The sequence below is a fragment of the Legionella quateirensis genome (assembly GCF_001467955.1).
Taxonomy (GTDB): Bacteria; Pseudomonadota; Gammaproteobacteria; order Legionellales; family Legionellaceae; genus Legionella; species Legionella quateirensis.
Map to the genome: position 1 here is coordinate 52,234 of NZ_LNYR01000003.1, position 19,072 is coordinate 71,305.

The following is a 19,072-nucleotide window of genomic DNA, read 5'->3' on the forward strand; positions in this document are numbered from 1 at the left end:
TATTCCTTTAGTGATGTTTATAAAAACCGATGCCTTTAATGTCCGTCCATGCCGTCGTTTGATGACACATAAAACATTGATCTACCTGTGCATGCTCCTGCTTTGCTACCTTCATTGATATCATCCGGAAATGCTCCATGTAATGACTGGGAGGTGCTTGATGACATTGGGCGCAATCCTTCGACTCAGGGGATGGATGAATAAATTCCGGGATGTTCCAATGTGCTGTTTCATGGCAGGCAGAACAATTGTTGCCAAATAAAGTAAAGTGCTTGTCTTCATTCTGATGGCATGTGGTGCACTGCAAGGTGAGCTCAGCAGGAGACACGTGTGGGTTGATAAGCGGTGATTGTTTTTGAGATTTATTCATTTCTAAGTAATGCTGAACTTGCTCAAAAATTAATTGCTGTTCTTCATTCTTGATTGCATTTTTTTTAAGTTGCTTCAGCTCAATTGCAACAAACGCATTATGATCCATTTGGGTGGGACGTCTATTTTGGCCTTGATGCTCAGCATGACATTCAACGCAACTTCCAATATCGGCATGAAATGAGGTAGGTTGCCTTTGTAAAAGAGCAACATCATTTGCATGGCAGGTGATGCAGTTTACTGCTTCCACTCCTTTGACGGGCGTATGACAGGCATTGCACTTGTGACTGAGAAAGGAATGCGCTTTGGATAATTTCCCGGGACTTGCCATTCTTTGCCATTCAGCAGGATTAAACCAATTCGTAGGCCCTTCTTGTTCATGACTGGGTGCATAATAGGCTGCAACAAACAGCGCAATTAAAACAACAAGGGCAGTTAATAGGGCGCCACTGAGTTTCATTGAAACCACCTTAGCCCAAAGTAAATTCCAGACCAAACATGCAAGGCCAGTAAGCCATACAACACAAGGGCAATCACAATATGCAGCCTCAACCATGTCCGAAAGGCACGTCTGAATTGCTCATGAAATTGAATGGCGTATTCCAGCTCTGCAATGGACTCCACCAAACACAAGGCACGTAGACTTGCTGGAGCTGTGCTTTCGCCATTTAATACGTTCTCATTAAATAGCCAAGAGGCGAAACGGGCTCTCATAGAATGAAAGCGCGTGATGGTTTTCTTTAAATCAGGGTTTGTTTGAATTTCCTGCGCTACCCTTTGATACTGATTCTGCAGGCCTGAAAGGAGTTCTTTTTTCTCACGAACCTCATCGGCTATAAAACTCAAGAGGTAGCGACCCACAAAGCCGCTTATCGTGACAATTAAGGTCATCCCGGTCAGTGCAATACCAAGCGCACTTTGAAATTTATGTCCGGTATGAATCAGTACGAGAATGGGACCAATAATACCGGCATAGATATGCCAGGAAAGTAAGGTGTTCATGGAAACATACTGGGTGACCCAATGCTTTAAAATAGGGATGCGTTTAATAAAAAGGTAAAGTAAGGGAACGAGCATGAATAGGGCGCCACTAATGCCAATGACACCACCCCACAGGCTTCCTGCAAAACGAGGAGACACATGCACCGTAAATCCAAGCCATGTCATCATCATGAGCAGCATTAATCCGAGTGCCATCAGGCGTCCTGGTGCGTTCATCACACATCCACCTCAATATTCTCACTCGTTTTGGCCTGGCATGCCAGGATAAAACCGTGCTGCTTTTCTTCCTCAGAAAGCGCGTCATCACAATCCATGGATACCTTGCCTGCGAGTAATTTCACTTTACACAGTCCACACTGGCCTGTGCGACACGAGTTATCAATAGAAACACCATTGGCCTCGGCGATTTCAAGAAGCGTGTAGTTGGGTACAATGGGGGCTGTTTTATGAGAGCGCTTAAATGAAACAACCGCCTTAAGTTCTGGCGCAATAGCCTCCATTTGTTCCGGGGTTAATGGCGGCTTCATGACTGGACCAAATGCTTCGGTATGGATGAGTTCTTCTGGCACATGAAGCTCTTTTAGTATAGTCTGCACCGCATTCATCATGCCCGGCGGGCCACAGACATGGATGCGACGTGTGGCGATATCCGGAACGAGGTGGGAAATGATGCTGGTTGTAAATTCCCCTTTTAAACCCATCCACACGGTTCCTGATACACGTAACATGGTGGCAAAGACATTGAGGTTAGGATACCTTTTTTGCAGTCGCTCTAATTCCTCACGAAAGATAAAATCACTTGTTGTTCGGCAGCAATACAGTAAAAAAATCTCACCGTGCCATCCTATATCCGTTAAATAACGGATAATACCCATCATCGGAGTAATACCCACACCGCCACAAATAAGCACAATGCTTGATGCTTCTTCTCCGGTAAACGTAAATTTTCCATTGGGCCCCATCACTTCAAGCACATCGCCTTCTTTAGCCTCATCATGTAAATAACGCGAGAACAAACCTTGTTCTTCACGTTTCACCGTGATGGCACAATAGTGAAGTTGGGTGGGCGTTGAGGCGATGGTATAGCTTCGCTTCGCCCGGGTGCCATTAATGGTGGCTGTGATGGTGATGAATTGACCAGGGAAATAGGTAAAGGGCAAGGCCACTTCTTTTAATGAGGCGAGCCAAAAGGTTTTTACCCCAGGCGTTTCATCAAAGATACGGCACACACGCAATTGCCCCTCCCACTGGTCAAGGGGGATTGTTAGCGTACGCATGACCGGGAATTTTGGTGGTTTCGCAGGTGGTGCTAATCCTCCAGAGGATGGATGAGTCTCTTCAATGACCTCAGCAGCGGTTGCAGGAGGAGGACTTATTGGGTTCGTGGCTGAAATACGAGAAAGGACATCTCCTTGGCTGGCCAAACTCTCAAGCAATGCCGATGCCCTGCGCATTTTAAAAAAATACATCCAAATCATAATGATAAAGAAGACAAGAAACAGCGCGATAATCGTCAAATGAAAAAGCGGGCCACCTAAAAGAGTATGGGTGGCTGGTATCGGAGGGAGTAAATTCATTTCCTGTTTGAACCATAACAAGGCCACTTGGCGCGGGACCTTCCCCTCGGCAAGCGCACGAGATGCAGCCAATCCACTATCATACTGTGAAAGACCTTCACGTATCGAAGCAACTGCATCCTGCATCTGAGAAAAATTCGTCTTAGCCGATGCTTTAAGAAGCGTATCAATCCCTTTCGCCATCAAAGACAGACCCGATTGCATCCGTTCTTGTGCCAATTGTTGTATTTCACTGCGCCTTTCCAGTGGGATATCGGGCAGACTCATCAACGAAGGATACAGCGCTTTTTTTTTCGGCACGCCCATTTCCTTCATCATCTCACCCATAGCACCCATCATGTCTTTACTAGGAGTTTGTCCAGTTACACTCGGAATGACACTGAGATTACCCTGGCTGCTTTGATGATGACTGGCATGCTCATCGGATGCCTGAGCATAGGATGATGCGGTGGCGGCCATTAAAATCAAAACCAACAGCCCTTTCAGTAGGGGATGCCATTGGCGAAGTATATTATTGGTGTTGTGATATCGAATCATTCTTTTCCACGATAAAGTAATATTTCCGAGCTATGCCTATATTATGCTATTGATATTAGTACAATTTTACAAGGGGTCTGTCCTCGCCAATCATCCCCTTTCGAAACCAAAGAGGGCGCAAGACATAGGTCCTCACTCAATGTCCAAGTGGTGTTCCTTCATGTCATTGCCAATAATCGCTTCCGCACATCGGATGATGTTCTGAATTTCTTCAGTAATTTCTTCTTGACGCAGTATATTAAGGTATTTTTTTAATGCGCTTCGTTTATTCTCTAAACTATCCAAGGCATGATTCAAATGAAACAGCCTTTGGTGGTTTTCACCATAAAATGATTTATAAAAAATGGAATAACACATTGAAAATAAATACTGTTCAGCAAACTCAGATAAAAATTGCTCATGGGATACATTGAGAATCGGTGGAACGGAACATGGCTTGTTATTGGTTAAAAAAAACTCTTGGAATGGGCGCACTGTTCTTACCTCAATTTGATTTTTTTCCTCCTCATTGAACAGGATCCCCCACTGCCAAGAGTGCCATTTCATACGCTGTTGTGATGCTACTTCCTCAAGAGACTGCAACAGATGTAAAATCACCGCAGGAATTTCTTCGAGGGCATTAGCGCCATCTAATGCTTTGATGACACGCGAATCGTTTGCCATTTTCAAAGCCAATTTACGCCCTACGACAAGGAATACTGGCAAAAATTCAGGGTCTTGTTGCTCCCTCTCCGCTATCCAGTGAAGCACGTTATCATTAAAACCACCACAAAAACCTCGTTCAGAACCAATAAGAATATAAAGGGAAGGATTACCATTTGGTGTGTTCATGGGGGAAATGGGGTACGCACTAAAAAAATCATGCCCTGCGTCTCTAATGGTTTGCATGACGTGTTCCTGCATAGGAAGAAATTTGGTGATTTTATTGAGCTCAATAGAACAAAGAGTTTTCATGGCGGTCATGATAGTACCAATGTCGTCTAAGGCCGTAAAATGATCGTTTAGTTGACTACGCTTGGTCATAAATTTCTTCCAAAAATTCAATGCGCCTGAGAAACAGGCATGGTACTACCCATTTAACCAGCCTTTGACTGCATTGCTCCATTCCTCGCGAGAACTGGCCAGTGACAAGCTGCTTTTTTTGACTTCTTGCTCTATTTTTTTTAGAACCTTGGGGATGTCGTCTAAACTTAAGTGGGCAAAGAGTCCCTCATTGTAGGCAATCAACCAGGCGAGTTGGAATTCAATTGGCAAGGGCGAAAGACGCTCTTGTTTAAACACCTCTCTTAACAGTCGTCCATTTTGAATGTGTTGTTGCATTTTAATATCAAGCTTAGCCCCAAAACGCGTAAACAGTTCCAAGTCAAGAAATTGCATGTAATCCAGCTTCATTCGACCCGCCTCTTTTTTTATGTTGGGGTGTTGGGCTTTACCGCCTACGCGAGAAACGGATTTGGTGATATCAATTGCCGGTAGAAATCCTGCTGAGAATAAATGTTCATCAAAAAAGAGTTGCCCATCGGTGATTGAAATCAGATTTGTAGGGATATAGGTCGCAATTTCCCCTTGTTTTGTTTCTATAATAGGAAGTGCGGTCATACTGCCCCCGCCCATTTCAGGAGACAGGCACGTTGAGCGTTCTAATAAGCGAGCATGTAAATAGAAGATATCCGCAGGAAAAGCTTCACGCCCAGGAGGCCTGCGCAGTAAAAGCGACAGTTCACGGTAACAGTTGGCATGAGCACTCAAATCATCGTACACGACCAACGTATCAAAGCCTTGCTTCATCCAATGCTCCGCAACAGCACATCCTGCGAAAGGGGCGAGATAAAGCAATCCGGGTAATGAGGCGGCCAGTGCCACAACCACCGTGGTGTATTCCAACGCCTGAGTTTCTTTTAGCAATTGGATGGTATTGGCAACCGTAGAACGTTTTTGGCCAATTAACACATAGACACAACGCACGTTTTTATCTTTTTGATTGATCACAATATCAATAGCCAAGGCGCTTTTGCCCAACCCATTATCACCTATAATGAGTTCCCGCTGTCCTTTTCCAAGAGGAATGACATTATCAATCATTTTATTACCGGTATAAAAAGGGCGCGTCACAAAATCACGGTGAATAATAGGGGTCGATAAAATGTCAAGTAATCCTTGTTCATCACAGGGTGGTGGTTCCTCTTCATCTAATGGATACCCTAAAGGATCAACCACTCGCCCCAAAAGCGAATCCCCTACAGGAATACTTAATGAACGCTTCAGATGAAACATAGGGATCCCGGCTTTTAATTTTTTAGTTTGCAACAACATGATGGCGCCTATAAGGCGTTCGGTGAGATGAAAAACCATAGCGATACAACAGCCATCGACTGAAATAAGAATTTCATCAATAGCCGCCGTTGGCAGCCCTGCAATCCAGATAATTCCATCGCCCACTGAGACTACATGCCCCACTTCAGAACGCCTTACTTCAAAGTGATAGTTCTCAATTCGTTGCCGCTGACGCTCAAGAACGGAGTGGTTGTCGGGTAAGTTCATTATTCGTCTCGGTAAAGAATTTTAATTCATCGCGAAGATTCGCTTGCAGAAGGATTGAGCCCATTTGAAGTGTTAACCCTGCCAGAAGCGCTGGGTTTTCAACCCATTCTATAGTTGGTTTTTTACCCACTACTTTTTCAATGGCCTGGCCTAGGCGGCGTTGTTGGCTTTTATTGATTGCATAAGCACTTTGGACAACAAGAGTATCCTGTTCAGAAACATCCGCCATTAATTGCCATGGTTTTTCTGGATAACGATTAAGGTCTTCGATTGTTTTTTCAATGATTTTTTGTTCAAGGTGCTCATCAGCAAACTGGATTAACAATTTTTCTGTAAATTTTCCAGCCAGTAACAGCGCTTCTTTGGCATTTTTTTCAATATATTCTTTGGCTTTGTTCATTTCACGTGCATTTAATTGTTCTTGTTCTTTTTTTATTTTTTTTTCAAAATGGAGCATTTCTTCCGACTTCCATCGTTCCATCGCTTGTTGGAATTCCTTTTGCAACGTATTTTTCTCTTGTTGCCAATCGGCAAGACGATGTTCATATTTTATTTGTAACTGCTGGGCTTCATTGTACCGTTGTTCCGCATTTTCTAATTGTTCTTGGACCAGGTGTTTGCGCTTTGCAATGGTTCTCTGAATTGGGGCATAAAAAAAATAGTTTAAAATCCATACAAGAACAAGAAAATTAATGAGTTCCAATAAAAAGGTTGACCACGATAGCTCCATTTCTAATCCTTATTGAGAAACGAGATAAGACAATAATGGATTTCTAAATAAAATAATCAGAACAATCACCAAGCAATAAATAGCCAATGATTCAATCATGGCTAAGCCGATAAATAAGGTTCTGGTGATTGATTTTTCAGCCTCTGGCTGTCTTGCTAACGCATCAAGGGCATGACTTATAGCACGTCCCATGGCGATCGCAGGACCAATTGTCCCAATAGCAATCACCAGTGCGGCAATCACTGTGGATGCTAAACTAAACCAGCTGATACTGTTCATGACCCCTCTCCTTGTTTTTTCAACTCGTGGGATTGAATACCCCCGGCAATATAGATTAAAGCCAGCATACCAAAGATATACGCTTGTATCACTGCTTCAATAATATGAAGCATGAGAATGGGTATCGGTGCTAAGAATCCAGCAATCATCAGAACAACAAGTGCCGTTAACTGAAGACTCATGACGTTACCGAACAAGCGGATAGCCAAAGCCAATGTTCTCGATAATTCGCTAATTAAGTGAAACGGTAATAAAAAGGGCGTGGGCTTAAGGTAATGCTTTAAGTAGGCTTTCCACCCCTCGGCGCGAACTCCAAACCAATGCACGGAAAAAAAAGTCACTATCGCTAGAGCCGCTGTGACCGATAGATCGGCTGTAGGCGAATAGAATCCTGGAATAATGCCAATTAAATTGGAAATAAGGATAAAAATCCATAACGTGGCAATAAAAGGAAAGACCAAAGCAACATAGGTCAAAGGCAGCACTCCGTTCATCGTATCCTGCATTGCGACCACAATACCCTCTAAAACAACTTGGCAACTCCCCGGAAGAAGCGATAAGTGTCGCGATGAAAGCCATAAAAAAAGGAGCAAAGCCATCATAATGAGCCAGGTGGTTAACACACTTTGTGTGATGACCACTGAGCCTAGCGAAAAGGATAGTGCATTTAAAATCCCTTCTTCCCCCATGGCTATTCCTTAATCAGAAGATACACATTCATCGCACCAACGATAACTCCAATAATAATTAGGTTGATTGTCCAGCTAATAGAAAAACCCTTCAGTTTGCTGTCTAACCAAACCCCTAGATAGGCCCCGGCAATAATGGGCAAAATAAATACAAATCCCAAAGTGCCTAAATAAATCGTCTGTGCTAACACAGTGGATTTCTCCTTTTTGGCTTTGTTGATTTTGCTCACGTCCAATTTGACGTGTTGTGCCAGATCTTTTTTTGGATCTTTAAATTTCATGAGCGTTCTGCCGTTTTAAATTCCATAGACGCTGTAACATCTCTTCATCCAAACGATGTAAACTGTCATTGATGCGGATTAGATGGTCTTCTTCACTCTTTAATTCGTTCTCTAAGATATGCTGTATGGCTTGATATTCTTTGTGACGAACATAATGTCGCGTAGCGAGAAGCAATTGATTGTCTTTAAAATAGAGGATTGCTCCTGGCAAAGCCAAATACTCCGTCTCATTATTATCGTAACGAAACCATGCCAAACCGAAATGTAAGCACGTCATCATTGGGGTATGCTGGGCTAAGATACCAAACATCCCTGAAGCATCTTCACCAACAAAACTGACGACATTTGAAATTTTTTCATATTGTGTCGAACTCTGTACGTATAAATCGAAACACGCCATTTAGTTTTGGTTCCTTTTCATGGTGCCTTTCATGTAGCAGTCATCCTCCGATAATTCATCAAAATCACCATGGATGAACGCCTCGCAATCGGCTAATGTCTCTGCTAATGACACCGACTGTCCTTCCATGGCCGTTTGTTGTTTCGTCACATGAAAAGGCTGGGTAAGATAGCGTTGCAGTTTGCGTGCTCTTAATACCATAGCACGGTCTTTAGGGGAAAGCTCTTCAATCCCCATCATGGAAATAATGTCCTCTAATTCATCATAACGTGCTAAATGCTCTCGTACCGCCTCTGCAATCGAATAATGGCGTTCCCCCAGCACGATTTTATCCATAAATTTACTTTTTGATGCCAAAGCATCCACTGCGGGATAAATGCCTTTACCCGCTTGAGCACGAGAGAGCACCACAATGGAATCCAAATGGGTAATAATTCCAGTCACTGCGGGATCACTCATATCATCGGCGGGAACATAAACCGCTTGCACTGAGGTCACAGCACCTTGAGCTGTTGATGTAATGCGTTCTTGGAGTTCTGCTATCTCCGTCATTAAAGTAGGCTGATAACCGACATTGGCAGGCATTCGGCCTAATAACCCTGAAATTTCACTGCCGGCTTGTACAAACCGATAAATATTATCGACTAGAAACAGTACGTCGCGTGCCACGGTGTCTCGCAAATACTCCGCATAGGTTAATGCCGACAACCCTGCTCGAAAACGAACGCCAGGCGGCTCATCCATTTGACCAAAGACCATCAAGGTTTTTTCCATCACACCCGCTGCGTTCATTTCATACCACAACTCATGGCCTTCTCGTATGCGTTCCCCAACCCCTGCAAAAACTGAAATGCCCTGATGCCATTGAATAATGGCATGCATTAATTCCATCAGCAGTATGGTCTTTCCTACACCCGCACCACCAAACAATCCTATCTTACTGCCCCTGATAAAGGGACAAAGCAAATCAATCACCTTGATTCCCGTCTCAAGAACAGTCGCCTGGGCTGTCTTCATTTCAAGAGGCGCAGGACTTGCTAAAATATCGCGATATTCCTCAGTGTGTAGCGGCAAGCCTCCATCAAGCGGTTCGCCAAAAATATTTAAAAGTCGGCCCAGGCAATGGGGAGAGACTGGAATGTGCAGTGAGTTGCCTTGGTCATACACGGCAAATCCCCGCTGCAACCCAGTGGCCCGATGAAGGGTCAATGCCTTCACATGATGTTGATCAAGATGCTGAAACACTTCTAGAATATATCGGTCCGTATCGGAATAGGTATTAAGCGACTGGTGCAAGGGCGGTAACTTATCACACCGTATGGTGATAACAGGACCATTGACTTCAACGATATGGCCGATTAATTGTTCATCATCCTTAACAGCAACCGAAATGTTATCCATTTTTTAATTAAGCTCATCACATCAAATTGAAAGCTTATACCTTGCCTCTTTGGCTTGCAATAGAAGGAATCCTCATAAAGCAGAATATCCTGTTATGAGCTAATCCGATTCACTTAAAGTCAACTTAAGTAAAATAACCTCTTCTTTAACCCATTGATCGTTCAATTAGCACACGTTATCAAAGAAATGAAATTCATTTTTTAATAACTACTAATTGCTTGAACGTATCACATCAAACTCATCATCCCAGTCAAAGACATGGCTTGGGTTATTCTTTTCATTAAATTCACTCTTTGGTTGCAGCAATAAGGTGTAGGTTTTTTCTTCTATACCTTCTTCTACTAAGGGCTTCAAGACATCCGAGTCCATCATGACTGTTCCTTATTATAAAGAGTTCTTATCACTCACCTCAATTGATTGGAGCATGACAAAAATGAAGCCTTTCATGCTGTTGAAAGGCTTTCTACTTAAAATATCACAGCAACACCGAAGGACAACGTCGTCTGAGTGGCCGATTCTCCTAAATCAGTAAGAATCCTCTTGTAGGCACCATAATCTTTGTCATACTCAAATTCCGTATAGACATTTAAACCAGGCATAACGCGATAATAAGGTCTAATGATATAACGCATTTGGTTTAAGCCAGAACCAAGCTCATTTTCGACCACGGTATGAGTGGCGAGAATGCTGCGGATCCCTGTTAGGAAGAAGAAGTTATTGGTAAGCTGGGTAGCCCGCGATAACTGAATGTCAAACTTAACACTGCCATCACGATAATAAGTTCTAATGTTGGTGTCAATGTAATAAGGCATCAACCCTTCGATGCCAATACCAGGTTGCCAATAAGGTCCTCCAGGGCGATAAAAATAATTGACCCCGCCTTTAACGGCCCAGAATTGACTAATCAAATGCCAATAAAAAACATCGATGTCCGCATTTTCAACAATTCCTTGATAAATTTCAGCATCCTCAGTATACAGCTGGAGTTTTTGGTAATCAGTCCCATAATACCCTCGAAACGTCATTTCTTGAGCGTTATGAAAAGGATCTTCATTCACCTCAAGAAAATTGGCGCGATAGAACCCTTGATGATGTCCTGCGGGGTGCGTAATAAGGGCCTTGTCAATAGGCATCACCTCATCGACTCGTACAATCGGTCGATTGATATAGGGTGTTGGAGCAATTTCCGTTTCAGGCTTGGCTTTTCCGTTCACCACGTCGATAATGGTTTCATATTGGAATACCCGCGCCATACCCGATGTCATGTGAAACAGATGATGACAATGGAAAAACCATTGGCCGCTGGCCTCCGTATCAAAATCAGCCACCGCAGTCGCACCGGGATCGACTTCAATGGTATGCAATAAGGGATCATAAACGCCATGACCATTGCGTAAAATAAACCAATGGCCATGAATATGCATAGGATGGCGCATCATGGAGTTGTTGGTAAAGATAATCCGGTAGCGTTTTCCAGGTTCAATGACAATCGGTTTTGCTTTGTATTCCGGCAAGCCATTAATCATCCAAATATACCTGTCCATATAACCAAACAATTCCATGCGGATAATCCCATCGACGGGTATATCCGGGTTATTGGTAGGAACCGCTGCGGTTAATTGTTGGTATTTTGTTCCTACGGTTTTAGCGCTTATGGAATTGGGCGCTGAAATCGTATCCCCGATAATGGTTGGTTCGATGGGCATGGTCATGCCATTATCCATGGACATCCCATTGTTCATCGTATCGTCTTGCATGCCTCCATCACCCGCCATCGTAGCGTGTTTCGTCTGCGTGGCAGACTGGCTCTCCATCGAACCCGTTGACATAGAACTCATGGGAGGCATGCCTTTGGGTTTCATTGGTCTGGAGGCTGAAGTGGACTCGTTCATTGAAGAAGAGGGGGCTGTCGACATTTTATTCTTAAGCATGGAAGCATGATTCATCCCCGACATCCCTTGGTCTTGTTTCATAGAGGACATGGAGTGATTAGAGTGCTTGGTATTACCCGGACTATTTTGAGAAGTCATTGCTGACATGTTGTGTTGATTGCCTTGCGAACTCATTGTTTTGGAATGGGAAGGCATGGATTGTTTCATGGTCGTACTTTGTCCATTCTTCATGGAGTTATTGTTTTTTGCCATCGAGCCATGATTCATCCCTGACTTCATCATGTTGGCCATCATCTCTCTTGTGACAGGAAGAGGCTCTGGAAAGGGTACAATGTGCTGATAATCAACGGGTTGTTTGAGGTTGGTCACTAAGGCACCATACACTTTGCCGAGGGTATCAATGGATTCAGCATAAATAATGTAAGGTCTGTTTTTTTGAATTTTAACCAAGACATCATAGGTTTCCCCCGGTGCAATCCAAAAATCATCGATGAGATAAGGGCGTACATCATTTCCTTGACTGTGCACCATTTCCATTTTGGCATCAGGAATTTTAACGTGATAGATAGTACTGGCACCCGCACCAATGAACCGTAACCTTACGGTGTCCCCTACTCGAACAGGTGCCGTCCAGGGGGATGATTTAGGCTGACCATTGAGTAAATACGCATCATAAGCAATGTCGCTTAAATCATAAATACTCATGCGCATTTGCTGCATCATTTTGTAATCAGCGATTAATTCTTTGCGTTCTTTAGCTGGCGCTTTGCGATAGTCATGAAGAAATTTCATGAGCGAGGGCTGCAATGGGAATCGAGGGCTATAGTAATCCCCATCTTTTTTTAAATTAGCAAACACGTTATCGGCAGGGGTGTTGCTCCAATCGGATAATACCACCACATAATCCTTGCTGTACTGGTAGGCTGGGGGTCTCGGTGGGTCAATAAGAAAGGCGCCGTACAAACCTTCTTGCTCTTGAGCCTTGGCATGAGCATGGTACCAATAGGTTCCTCTTTGATAAAGAGTAAATCGATAATGGAACACACCTCCTGGTGGAATGGCTTTCTGACTGACATTCTCGACACCATCCATTTGCCAGGGGACAAGTAAACCATGCCAATGAATGGAGGTTTCCTTATCCAAATGGTTGTACACATTAATGGTGACCTGCTCACCTTCCTTGAAATGTAGGGTAGGGGCAGGGATTTGACCATTGACGGCAATGGCACGTCGAGGTTTACCAGCAAAGTATACGGTTTTATAAGCCACTACCAAATTAATCGTACGCGCTGGGCCACGCGGAAGGGACAGGGGTTTTATTGCCCTGGCAGGTTTCTTTTTGGCCGTCTGTTGTTCCGTTTTTTTTCCCGTAGGTTTGGATTGAGACAGTGTCGTTTTGGAAGAAGTCTCTGTTGGGGTCGCCGCACCATGCTGTTCATGTTGGGCAAACAAAGCAAAAGGGCTGAACACCAAAAGGAAAAAAATAAGAAAATAGTTCCTTAGTACATGATGGAAGTCCTTTTTTAACATGTTACTATCCTTCTATAAAAATTTAATGTTGAAATGCTTTTTGTGCTTGGGTAGGCGCAAGAACACCATAACCATAGCGATAGACTAACTCTCCTCCATGCCAGGCCGTTGTTAACAACAGTGCCTGGACAATGAACAAAGCAATCAAGAAAGCCAGGGTTGGTTTTTGGGTTTTACTATAACGCAAAATAGACCAGCAAGCCATTAATAGGATAGTGCTTGCTGTGAGAAGCGCCCAGTTTCGATGAATCACTTTCGCTGCATGCATGACCTCATCATGCTTTACCGTGTAATAGGCATAAAACCCGGCTGCTACAGTAGTTAGAGTACTCAGTGCTCCTAGCCACAAACACCAACGAGCCACTATTTCAAATTCGACAACAAAAAGATGTGTTTTCCAGCGGGTATAAGACGCCAAATAGACTAAAGCATACAATAGAGTCGAAATAGTGAATAAGGCCACTGTAAAATGGACAAAAATAGGATGCCAATTAGGGATAATTTCGATCATTGCCTGTGTCTTCCTTACTCTGATTTGTGGTTCTAGGTGTAAACCGTACAAATTTCCGATCAATTATTTTTCATTAGCCTTATTTAAAAATCGCTGACGAGCAAATTCAATAGATTGATGTAGCTTTTTCTCCAATTCTAGCGGCTCTATTTGCTCATGGGTTTTTCCTGTACACAATATGATGCCCAATGGTGGGTTTTCACCAGGCTCTAGTTCATACTTTGCCAGCCAACGTAGATAAAGCTCCATTTGTCCTTTATAAGCTGAGTCAAATTCTCCAAGCTTCTATTCTTATATGCCAAGTCAATTATGTATTGTTGACCCTACCAGGTCACTCAAATTTTCCCATCAAAATACATCTAAGAACACATAATATTATCAAGTCACAGTCTATTTAAAAAATAGCTCAAAATTACAACACATCTAGTTGATGACAAAGTTTAGCATAATATGCTATTATTTGTTATATAATATTTCATTAGGAGCGATGTAAATGAACATTTCACTTACTCCAGAACTTGAGCATTTCGTACAAGACAAAGTAAATAGCGGCATGTATACCTCAGCAAGTGAGGTGATTCGTGAATCCTTAAGACTACTGCACACACATGACGATTTACAAAATCAGCGTATTAAACAGTTGAATCAAGCGATTGATATTGGATTACAACAATTAAATGCCGGCAAAAAAGTTCCTGCTCATGAGAGCTACAACCGTATGAAACAAAAAATTAATAAGTTAGCTAAGGATAATAAATGACATCCAGATGTGTTTTATCTGTTGTCGCAGAACAAGATATTGATGAAATAATCACTTACCTTGCACAAGAAAATCCTGTAGTGGCTCAAACGTTTCTTGATGCGCTATTTGATGCAATGGATAATTTAGCTGAATATCCAGAACTTGGCCATCTCCGTGAAGACCTGACTGATAAGCCCGTAAAGTTTTGGCCGTTTAAATGGCATTATCTGATTATCTATAAACCCACGTCACCCCTTGCGGTTGTCAGAGTTTTAAGTGGGTTCCGTGACATTGTTAGCTTGATCGGGTGATAGTTGTTGCTTAGAATAATCATGACAATTCTAAATAGTTATGTTGTTTTAAAAAAGAATATTTGTTAAAGAATCATGGACATAATAATTCAACAACACATAATTGACTTGACAACCTAAGTATTATGATGACTGCACATATCTTCCTTCAAATCTACATAATAATGCAGTTTTTTCAGAGGAAATGTCATGAGTTGTGAATGTCAACAAGCGACTACGATTGGAGACAAAAAAGTACTATTCATTGCGCTGGTCTTAAACTTTACCATGTTTGTGGTAGGATTAATTGCCGGGATTGTCTCTGAATCGACAGGACTCATTGCCGATTCACTCGACATGCTTGCTGACGCATCAGCTTATGCATTAGGTCTTCTCGCGGTAGGTCGTGGCATGCGTTTTAAAACAACCACTGCGGCATTCAGTGGAAGCGTATTATTAATATTAGGCATTGGTGTGCTGTTTGATGTTGGGCGAAGAGCCATTTGGGGTAGCTCTCCAATCAGTACCATCATAGTCACTATTGCTTGTATCTCCTTAGTGGTCAACAGCATTGTTTTGTATTTGCTTCGTCGATTTCGCAATGGTGAGATCCATTTACGCACCACATGGATTTTTACTCGAGCCGATGTTGTTGCTAATCTTGGTGTCCTCTTATCAGGAGGTTTAATCGGATTAACGAAATCCCGATACCCTGATCTGATCGTTGGCATCGCCATCTCCTTGTATGTCATCAAAGAAGCTTTTGAAATTCTAGGCGAAGCCCACAAAAATCACATCAAAACGAAAAGCCATTGACTTTATCCATCTCAGCTATCCATGAAACACTTCGCAATAATAGAAACGGATAAAATCAAAAATGACCTATCGCCTGAAATTATAGGCTTCATAGTGTTATCTGCCGTAGCCTCAGTGCATTGATAATAACGGATACAGAAGAAAGTGCCATTGCTGCTGCTGCAATAATTGGACTTAAGAGTAAGCCTGTCAGTGGATACAAGATGCCTGCCGCCAATGGCACACCCAGTGCATTATAAATAAATGCGAAGAAGAGATTTTGGCGGATGTTACTCATGGTACTTTCTGACAAATGTCGAGCCTTGGCAATGCCGCGCAAATCGCCATGCAGCAAGGTAATACCTGCACTTTCAATGGCCACATCAGTGCCAGTCCCCATAGCAATGCCAATGTCCGCTTTTGCCAGCGCTGGAGCGTCATTCACCCCATCTCCTGCCATTGCAACAATGAGTCCTTTATCTTTTAATTCGCTGACAATACGGCTCTTGTCTTCCGGCATGATTTCAGCCACCACGTTCTTTATGCCGAGTGTTGTTGCTACGGCTTGGGCTGTTTTTTTGCTATCCCCAGTCAGCATAACAATTTCAATACCACATTGCTGCAACTGGCGAATCGTTTCTGGGGTAGTCTCCTTAATTGGGTCTTCCACCACCAGAAGAGCACTTGTTTTTCCCTCTACCGCCACGAACATCACCGAAGCTCCTTGACTACGCAGCTCATCCGCTTTGTCAAAAAGAGAAGCATTATCGCTCCCATGCTCCTGCATTAATCTGGCGTTACCAATGGCCACACGATGACCATTGACCTTCCCTATTACTCCCTTTCCGGTAGGTGCTTCAAAATCTTCAACCATCCCCAATGATAATTGTTTTTCTTTTGCAGACTTCACAATCGCATTGGCAAGCGGATGCTCACTTTGATGTTCAAGAGCTGCGGCTAATGCCAACACCTCATCCTCCTCAAACTCCTCGTTGGTTACAATGCGTGTGAGCTTAGGGTGTCCCTCGGTAAGCGTGCCCGTTTTATCAACGACTAAGGTATTCACTTTTTCCATACGCTCTAAGCTTTCTGCGTTTTTAATCAATACCCCGCTCTGAGCCCCTTTTCCTACACCAACCATGATGGACATGGGTGTTGCTAAACCAAGGGCACAGGGGCACGCGATGATGAGGACTGACACCGCCGCAATCAAACCATAGCTCAATGCCGGTTGCGGTCCTAGCCATGCCCACAGGATAAAAGACAGCACCGCAATCAAAATCACCATTGGCACAAACCACCCAGAAACCGTATCGGCTAAACGTTGAATAGGAGCACGACTTCTTTGGGCTTCACTCACCATTTGGACAATACGTGCGAGCATCGTATCACTGCCCACATGCAATGCGCTCATCACAAAGCTGCCCGTCTGGTTTATGGTAGCCCCTATGACTTTGGCCCCCGCTTCTTTCGTAACCGGAATAGGCTCGCCCGTCACCATGGACTCATCGACAAAACTTCGCCCTTCCACTACTTCACCATCCACCGGTATCTTTTCACCAGGGCGAACGCGAAGTCTATCATCGACTTGAACTTTATCGAGCGATACTTCTTCTTCACTGCCATCCTCTTTAATTCGATGAGCGCTTTCAGGGGCTAATTTCAACAAAGCACGGATGGCACCACCCGTTTGTTCGCGTGCTTTGAGTTCCAATACTTGTCCTAATAAGACCAAGGTCGTAATCACTGCGGCCGCCTCAAAATAAACAGCAACTACCCCTTCTTCACTTCGAAACACTTCAGGAAATAAATCGGGCCAAAAGACCGCTACCACACTATAAGCCCAAGCCACGCCAATGCCCATGGCAATTAAGGTGAACATATTCAATTGTCGTGTTTTAAGTGATTGCCAACCACGCTCAAAAAAAGGCGAACCGCACCATAAAACCACCGGCGTTGCTAGAAGCAGTTGAACCCAACTTGAAACATGGCCAGAAATAAAATGCTTCAATCCATGTCCACCCATTTCCAATACTACGACAGGAATAGTCAAAATCAGCGCAATCCAAAATCGACGCCTCATATCCAGGTATTCAGGACTTGATGTTTCCTCGGTCAAGATCGTTTCTGGCTCTAAAGTCATGCCACAAATGGGGCAATTTCCAGGATGTGGTTGGCGGATTTCTGGGTGCATGGGGCAAATGTACAGGATTGGACCTTCCATTTTGGATGAAGCCAAGTGAGGTTTTTGTGCCTGATGGTCATGATGACAACCAGCATGCTCTTTACCAGAATGGGTTTGTCCTTGATGATGCTCATGTTTCATTAGTCACCTCGTTGTATTGTTTAATGGCTTTGGTTATAGGACTGTCTGACCTATCCTCAATGCCCGGCGCCGCCATGACCACCATGTCCACCCGTACTGTGTCCACCATAGCCTCCATCGACCTCAGTCTCTTGCGAGCCATGCTTCATGGCACCATCACAGGCACTTAAAAAGAGCGCTGCCCCGATTAGTCCAACAAAAACAATAAACACCCTCATTGTTTTAAAAATTGACATGTACCACTCCTTGTAAATAATAAATGTAATCGTCTTACTTATCCTTTTAAAGCCTTTGCTAGTTTGTTTTTTACTAACTCATCCACAATCAAATCACTCACATCAATGGCATTGATTCTATGACTTACCGTATTACAAGTAATGATTTGCGTCCCTTCCATTTGCGATAAGAGGGAATAGGCATCTTCTGCAAAAAGCGCATGCACCCCAATGCAAGTCACTGACTTAACCCCTAACTCGTGCAAATGCTTCACCGTTTCCACCATGGTTCTGGCCGTGGAGATGATGTCATCGACTAAAACTGGGGTAGAGGAATGAAGCTTCGGGATATTGGGCACTGAAATCACCACCTCTTTATCACCCCGTCTTGTTTTTTCCAATATCACATAAGGAAAATCTCCCTTTTCTGCAATGTCGGCAACCCATTGCTCACTTTCCATATCAGGGCCAATAAGCACTGGTTTATTCACATGGGCTTTAATCCATCTCGCAATATTTGAAGTGGCATGCAGGACAAAAGTAGGAATGGAGTAGACTTCATCTAAAGAGTGATAACGATGCAAATGGGGATCTATGGTCATGAGCCAATCAAAGGATGTTGATAGTAACTCAGCAAAATAACGCGACGTAATTGCCTCACCCTGATGAAAGCGCTTATCTTGACGTAAGTAGGGCAGATAAGGGGTAATCAAGCCGACTTTTTTAGCGCCTAATTCTTTGGCTGTTTTAGCAAAAAACTGCAAGGGCAGTATTTTTCCATCAGGCTGGTTTAAGCTGTCCACTACAATGAGACTGCGATCTTTAACTTCAGAATTAATTTTTACGTACCACTCCGTGTCTGGAAAACGGTGCAACATGACATCACCCACCTCCACTTGAAGTGTCTCTTTGAGACGTCTACTGATTTCTGAAGAATCAAATAATGAACAGATAATAGGCTTCAA

Annotated in this window: 20 protein-coding genes and 1 pseudogene; 3 read left to right on the top strand and 18 right to left on the bottom strand. The window is 43.4% G+C overall.

Features of this window, described 5'->3' with window-relative positions; all coding sequences use genetic code 11:
- Window positions 1-7: 7 nt before the first annotated feature.
- From Lqua_RS01775 to Lqua_RS01840, 15 genes and pseudogenes are all read right to left on the bottom strand, one after another.
- On the bottom strand, window positions 8-829 hold the full coding sequence (locus Lqua_RS01775) for a multiheme c-type cytochrome (RefSeq protein ID WP_058472602.1): 822 nt from the start codon (window positions 827-829) through the stop codon (window positions 8-10).
- On the bottom strand, window positions 826-1,587 hold the full coding sequence (locus tag Lqua_RS01780) for a hypothetical protein (RefSeq protein WP_058472603.1): 762 nt from the start codon (window positions 1,585-1,587) through the stop codon (window positions 826-828). The genes Lqua_RS01775 and Lqua_RS01780 overlap by 4 nt, the downstream gene beginning before the upstream one ends.
- Window positions 1,587-3,485 (bottom strand): 2Fe-2S iron-sulfur cluster-binding protein, encoded by a 1,899-nt coding sequence (locus Lqua_RS01785; RefSeq protein ID WP_058472604.1) that lies wholly within the window; start codon window positions 3,483-3,485, stop codon window positions 1,587-1,589. Before Lqua_RS01785 ends, Lqua_RS01780 begins: the two co-directional genes overlap by 1 nt.
- 132 nt (window positions 3,486-3,617) lie before the next feature.
- The gene (locus tag Lqua_RS01790; RefSeq protein WP_058472605.1) at window positions 3,618-4,508 is read right to left on the bottom strand and encodes a F0F1 ATP synthase subunit gamma; all 891 of its coding nucleotides are present in this window, start codon (window positions 4,506-4,508) and stop codon (window positions 3,618-3,620) included.
- Window positions 4,509-4,553: 45 nt separating this feature from the next.
- A complete protein-coding gene (locus tag Lqua_RS01795) occupies window positions 4,554-6,026 on the bottom strand; it encodes a F0F1 ATP synthase subunit alpha (protein WP_058472606.1) in 1,473 nt (490 codons plus the stop codon).
- Window positions 5,995-6,756 carry a F0F1 ATP synthase subunit delta gene (locus tag Lqua_RS01800; protein ID WP_058472607.1) on the bottom strand — a complete coding sequence of 254 codons (762 nt, stop codon included), beginning with the start codon at window positions 6,754-6,756 and terminating at the stop codon, window positions 5,995-5,997. The genes Lqua_RS01795 and Lqua_RS01800 overlap by 32 nt, the downstream gene beginning before the upstream one ends.
- 9 nt (window positions 6,757-6,765) lie before the next feature.
- Window positions 6,766-7,035 (bottom strand): F0F1 ATP synthase subunit C, encoded by a 270-nt coding sequence (locus Lqua_RS01805; RefSeq protein ID WP_010652840.1) that lies wholly within the window; start codon window positions 7,033-7,035, stop codon window positions 6,766-6,768.
- The gene (locus Lqua_RS01810; RefSeq protein WP_058472608.1) at window positions 7,032-7,724 is read right to left on the bottom strand and encodes a F0F1 ATP synthase subunit A; all 693 of its coding nucleotides are present in this window, start codon (window positions 7,722-7,724) and stop codon (window positions 7,032-7,034) included. The genes Lqua_RS01805 and Lqua_RS01810 overlap by 4 nt, the downstream gene beginning before the upstream one ends.
- A gap of 2 nt (window positions 7,725-7,726) precedes the next feature.
- Window positions 7,727-8,005: an AtpZ/AtpI family protein gene (locus Lqua_RS01815; RefSeq protein WP_058472609.1), complete on the bottom strand. Its 279-nt coding sequence runs from the start codon at window positions 8,003-8,005 to the stop codon at window positions 7,727-7,729.
- Window positions 7,995-8,405 carry a F0F1 ATP synthase subunit delta/epsilon gene (locus tag Lqua_RS01820; RefSeq protein WP_058472610.1) on the bottom strand — a complete coding sequence of 137 codons (411 nt, stop codon included), beginning with the start codon at window positions 8,403-8,405 and terminating at the stop codon, window positions 7,995-7,997. The genes Lqua_RS01815 and Lqua_RS01820 overlap by 11 nt, the downstream gene beginning before the upstream one ends.
- Window positions 8,406-9,806 (bottom strand): F0F1 ATP synthase subunit beta, encoded by a 1,401-nt coding sequence (gene atpD / locus Lqua_RS01825; protein WP_058472611.1) that lies wholly within the window; start codon window positions 9,804-9,806, stop codon window positions 8,406-8,408. It lies immediately after the preceding gene.
- A gap of 210 nt (window positions 9,807-10,016) precedes the next feature.
- A complete protein-coding gene (locus tag Lqua_RS18085) occupies window positions 10,017-10,178 on the bottom strand; it encodes a hypothetical protein (RefSeq protein WP_157076120.1) in 162 nt (53 codons plus the stop codon).
- Between the two features lie 95 nt (window positions 10,179-10,273).
- The gene (locus Lqua_RS01830) at window positions 10,274-13,228 is read right to left on the bottom strand and encodes a multicopper oxidase domain-containing protein (RefSeq protein ID WP_058472612.1); all 2,955 of its coding nucleotides are present in this window, start codon (window positions 13,226-13,228) and stop codon (window positions 10,274-10,276) included.
- A 22-nt stretch (window positions 13,229-13,250) separates the two neighbouring features.
- A complete protein-coding gene (locus Lqua_RS01835) occupies window positions 13,251-13,739 on the bottom strand; it encodes a DUF2231 domain-containing protein (RefSeq protein ID WP_058472613.1) in 489 nt (162 codons plus the stop codon).
- A gap of 63 nt (window positions 13,740-13,802) precedes the next feature.
- Window positions 13,803-14,012: pseudogene (locus Lqua_RS01840) on the bottom strand (PDDEXK nuclease domain-containing protein); the annotation flags it as partial.
- 220 nt (window positions 14,013-14,232) lie between these two features.
- Between Lqua_RS01840 and Lqua_RS01845 the strand changes: the two are divergent.
- The 3 genes from Lqua_RS01845 to Lqua_RS01855 all read left to right on the top strand — a co-directional run bounded on the left by Lqua_RS01845 (window position 14,233) and on the right by Lqua_RS01855 (window position 15,587).
- Window positions 14,233-14,499, top strand: a complete 267-nt coding sequence (locus tag Lqua_RS01845) for a type II toxin-antitoxin system ParD family antitoxin (protein WP_058472615.1) — start codon at window positions 14,233-14,235, stop codon at window positions 14,497-14,499.
- Window positions 14,496-14,792 (top strand): type II toxin-antitoxin system RelE/ParE family toxin, encoded by a 297-nt coding sequence (locus Lqua_RS01850; RefSeq protein ID WP_058472616.1) that lies wholly within the window; start codon window positions 14,496-14,498, stop codon window positions 14,790-14,792. Before Lqua_RS01845 ends, Lqua_RS01850 begins: the two co-directional genes overlap by 4 nt.
- 189 nt (window positions 14,793-14,981) lie before the next feature.
- Window positions 14,982-15,587, top strand: coding sequence for a cation efflux transmembrane domain-containing protein (locus tag Lqua_RS01855; protein ID WP_058472617.1), 606 nt, complete (start codon window positions 14,982-14,984; stop codon window positions 15,585-15,587).
- Window positions 15,588-15,675: 88 nt separating this feature from the next.
- Here the strand turns inward: Lqua_RS01855 and Lqua_RS01860 are convergent, their stop codons facing one another.
- From Lqua_RS01860 to Lqua_RS01870, 3 genes are read right to left on the bottom strand one after another with little or no spacing between them, the layout of a single operon-like run.
- Window positions 15,676-17,892, bottom strand: coding sequence for a copper-transporting P-type ATPase (locus Lqua_RS01860; RefSeq protein ID WP_058472618.1), 2,217 nt, complete (start codon window positions 17,890-17,892; stop codon window positions 15,676-15,678).
- Between the two features lie 56 nt (window positions 17,893-17,948).
- Window positions 17,949-18,128 carry a hypothetical protein gene (locus tag Lqua_RS01865; protein ID WP_058472619.1) on the bottom strand — a complete coding sequence of 60 codons (180 nt, stop codon included), beginning with the start codon at window positions 18,126-18,128 and terminating at the stop codon, window positions 17,949-17,951.
- Window positions 18,129-18,166: 38 nt separating this feature from the next.
- A complete protein-coding gene (locus tag Lqua_RS01870; protein WP_058472620.1) occupies window positions 18,167-19,072 on the bottom strand; it encodes a ribose-phosphate pyrophosphokinase in 906 nt (301 codons plus the stop codon).

What these genes read in the sequence shown, in the direction of transcription:
- Lqua_RS01775 (WP_058472602.1), bottom strand. Translation starts at nt 829, where the DNA reads ATGAAACTCAGTGGCGCCCTATTAACTGCCCTTGTTGTTTTAATTGCG.
- Lqua_RS01780 (WP_058472603.1), bottom strand. Translation starts at nt 1,587, where the DNA reads ATGAACGCACCAGGACGCCTGATGGCACTCGGATTAATGCTGCTCATG.
- Lqua_RS01785 (WP_058472604.1), bottom strand. Translation starts at nt 3,485, where the DNA reads ATGATTCGATATCACAACACCAATAATATACTTCGCCAATGGCATCCC.
- Lqua_RS01790 (WP_058472605.1), bottom strand. Translation starts at nt 4,508, where the DNA reads ATGACCAAGCGTAGTCAACTAAACGATCATTTTACGGCCTTAGACGAC.
- Lqua_RS01795 (WP_058472606.1), bottom strand. Translation starts at nt 6,026, where the DNA reads ATGAACTTACCCGACAACCACTCCGTTCTTGAGCGTCAGCGGCAACGA.
- Lqua_RS01800 (WP_058472607.1), bottom strand. Translation starts at nt 6,756, where the DNA reads ATGGAGCTATCGTGGTCAACCTTTTTATTGGAACTCATTAATTTTCTT.
- Lqua_RS01805 (WP_010652840.1), bottom strand. Translation starts at nt 7,035, where the DNA reads ATGAACAGTATCAGCTGGTTTAGTTTAGCATCCACAGTGATTGCCGCA.
- Lqua_RS01810 (WP_058472608.1), bottom strand. Translation starts at nt 7,724, where the DNA reads ATGGGGGAAGAAGGGATTTTAAATGCACTATCCTTTTCGCTAGGCTCA.
- Lqua_RS01815 (WP_058472609.1), bottom strand. Translation starts at nt 8,005, where the DNA reads ATGAAATTTAAAGATCCAAAAAAAGATCTGGCACAACACGTCAAATTG.
- Lqua_RS01820 (WP_058472610.1), bottom strand. Translation starts at nt 8,405, where the DNA reads ATGGCGTGTTTCGATTTATACGTACAGAGTTCGACACAATATGAAAAA.
- atpD (WP_058472611.1), bottom strand. Translation starts at nt 9,806, where the DNA reads ATGGATAACATTTCGGTTGCTGTTAAGGATGATGAACAATTAATCGGC.
- Lqua_RS18085 (WP_157076120.1), bottom strand. Translation starts at nt 10,178, where the DNA reads ATGATGGACTCGGATGTCTTGAAGCCCTTAGTAGAAGAAGGTATAGAA.
- Lqua_RS01830 (WP_058472612.1), bottom strand. Translation starts at nt 13,228, where the DNA reads ATGTTAAAAAAGGACTTCCATCATGTACTAAGGAACTATTTTCTTATT.
- Lqua_RS01835 (WP_058472613.1), bottom strand. Translation starts at nt 13,739, where the DNA reads ATGATCGAAATTATCCCTAATTGGCATCCTATTTTTGTCCATTTTACA.
- Lqua_RS01845 (WP_058472615.1), top strand. Translation starts at nt 14,233, where the DNA reads ATGAACATTTCACTTACTCCAGAACTTGAGCATTTCGTACAAGACAAA.
- Lqua_RS01850 (WP_058472616.1), top strand. Translation starts at nt 14,496, where the DNA reads ATGACATCCAGATGTGTTTTATCTGTTGTCGCAGAACAAGATATTGAT.
- Lqua_RS01855 (WP_058472617.1), top strand. Translation starts at nt 14,982, where the DNA reads ATGAGTTGTGAATGTCAACAAGCGACTACGATTGGAGACAAAAAAGTA.
- Lqua_RS01860 (WP_058472618.1), bottom strand. Translation starts at nt 17,892, where the DNA reads ATGAAACATGAGCATCATCAAGGACAAACCCATTCTGGTAAAGAGCAT.
- Lqua_RS01865 (WP_058472619.1), bottom strand. Translation starts at nt 18,128, where the DNA reads ATGTCAATTTTTAAAACAATGAGGGTGTTTATTGTTTTTGTTGGACTA.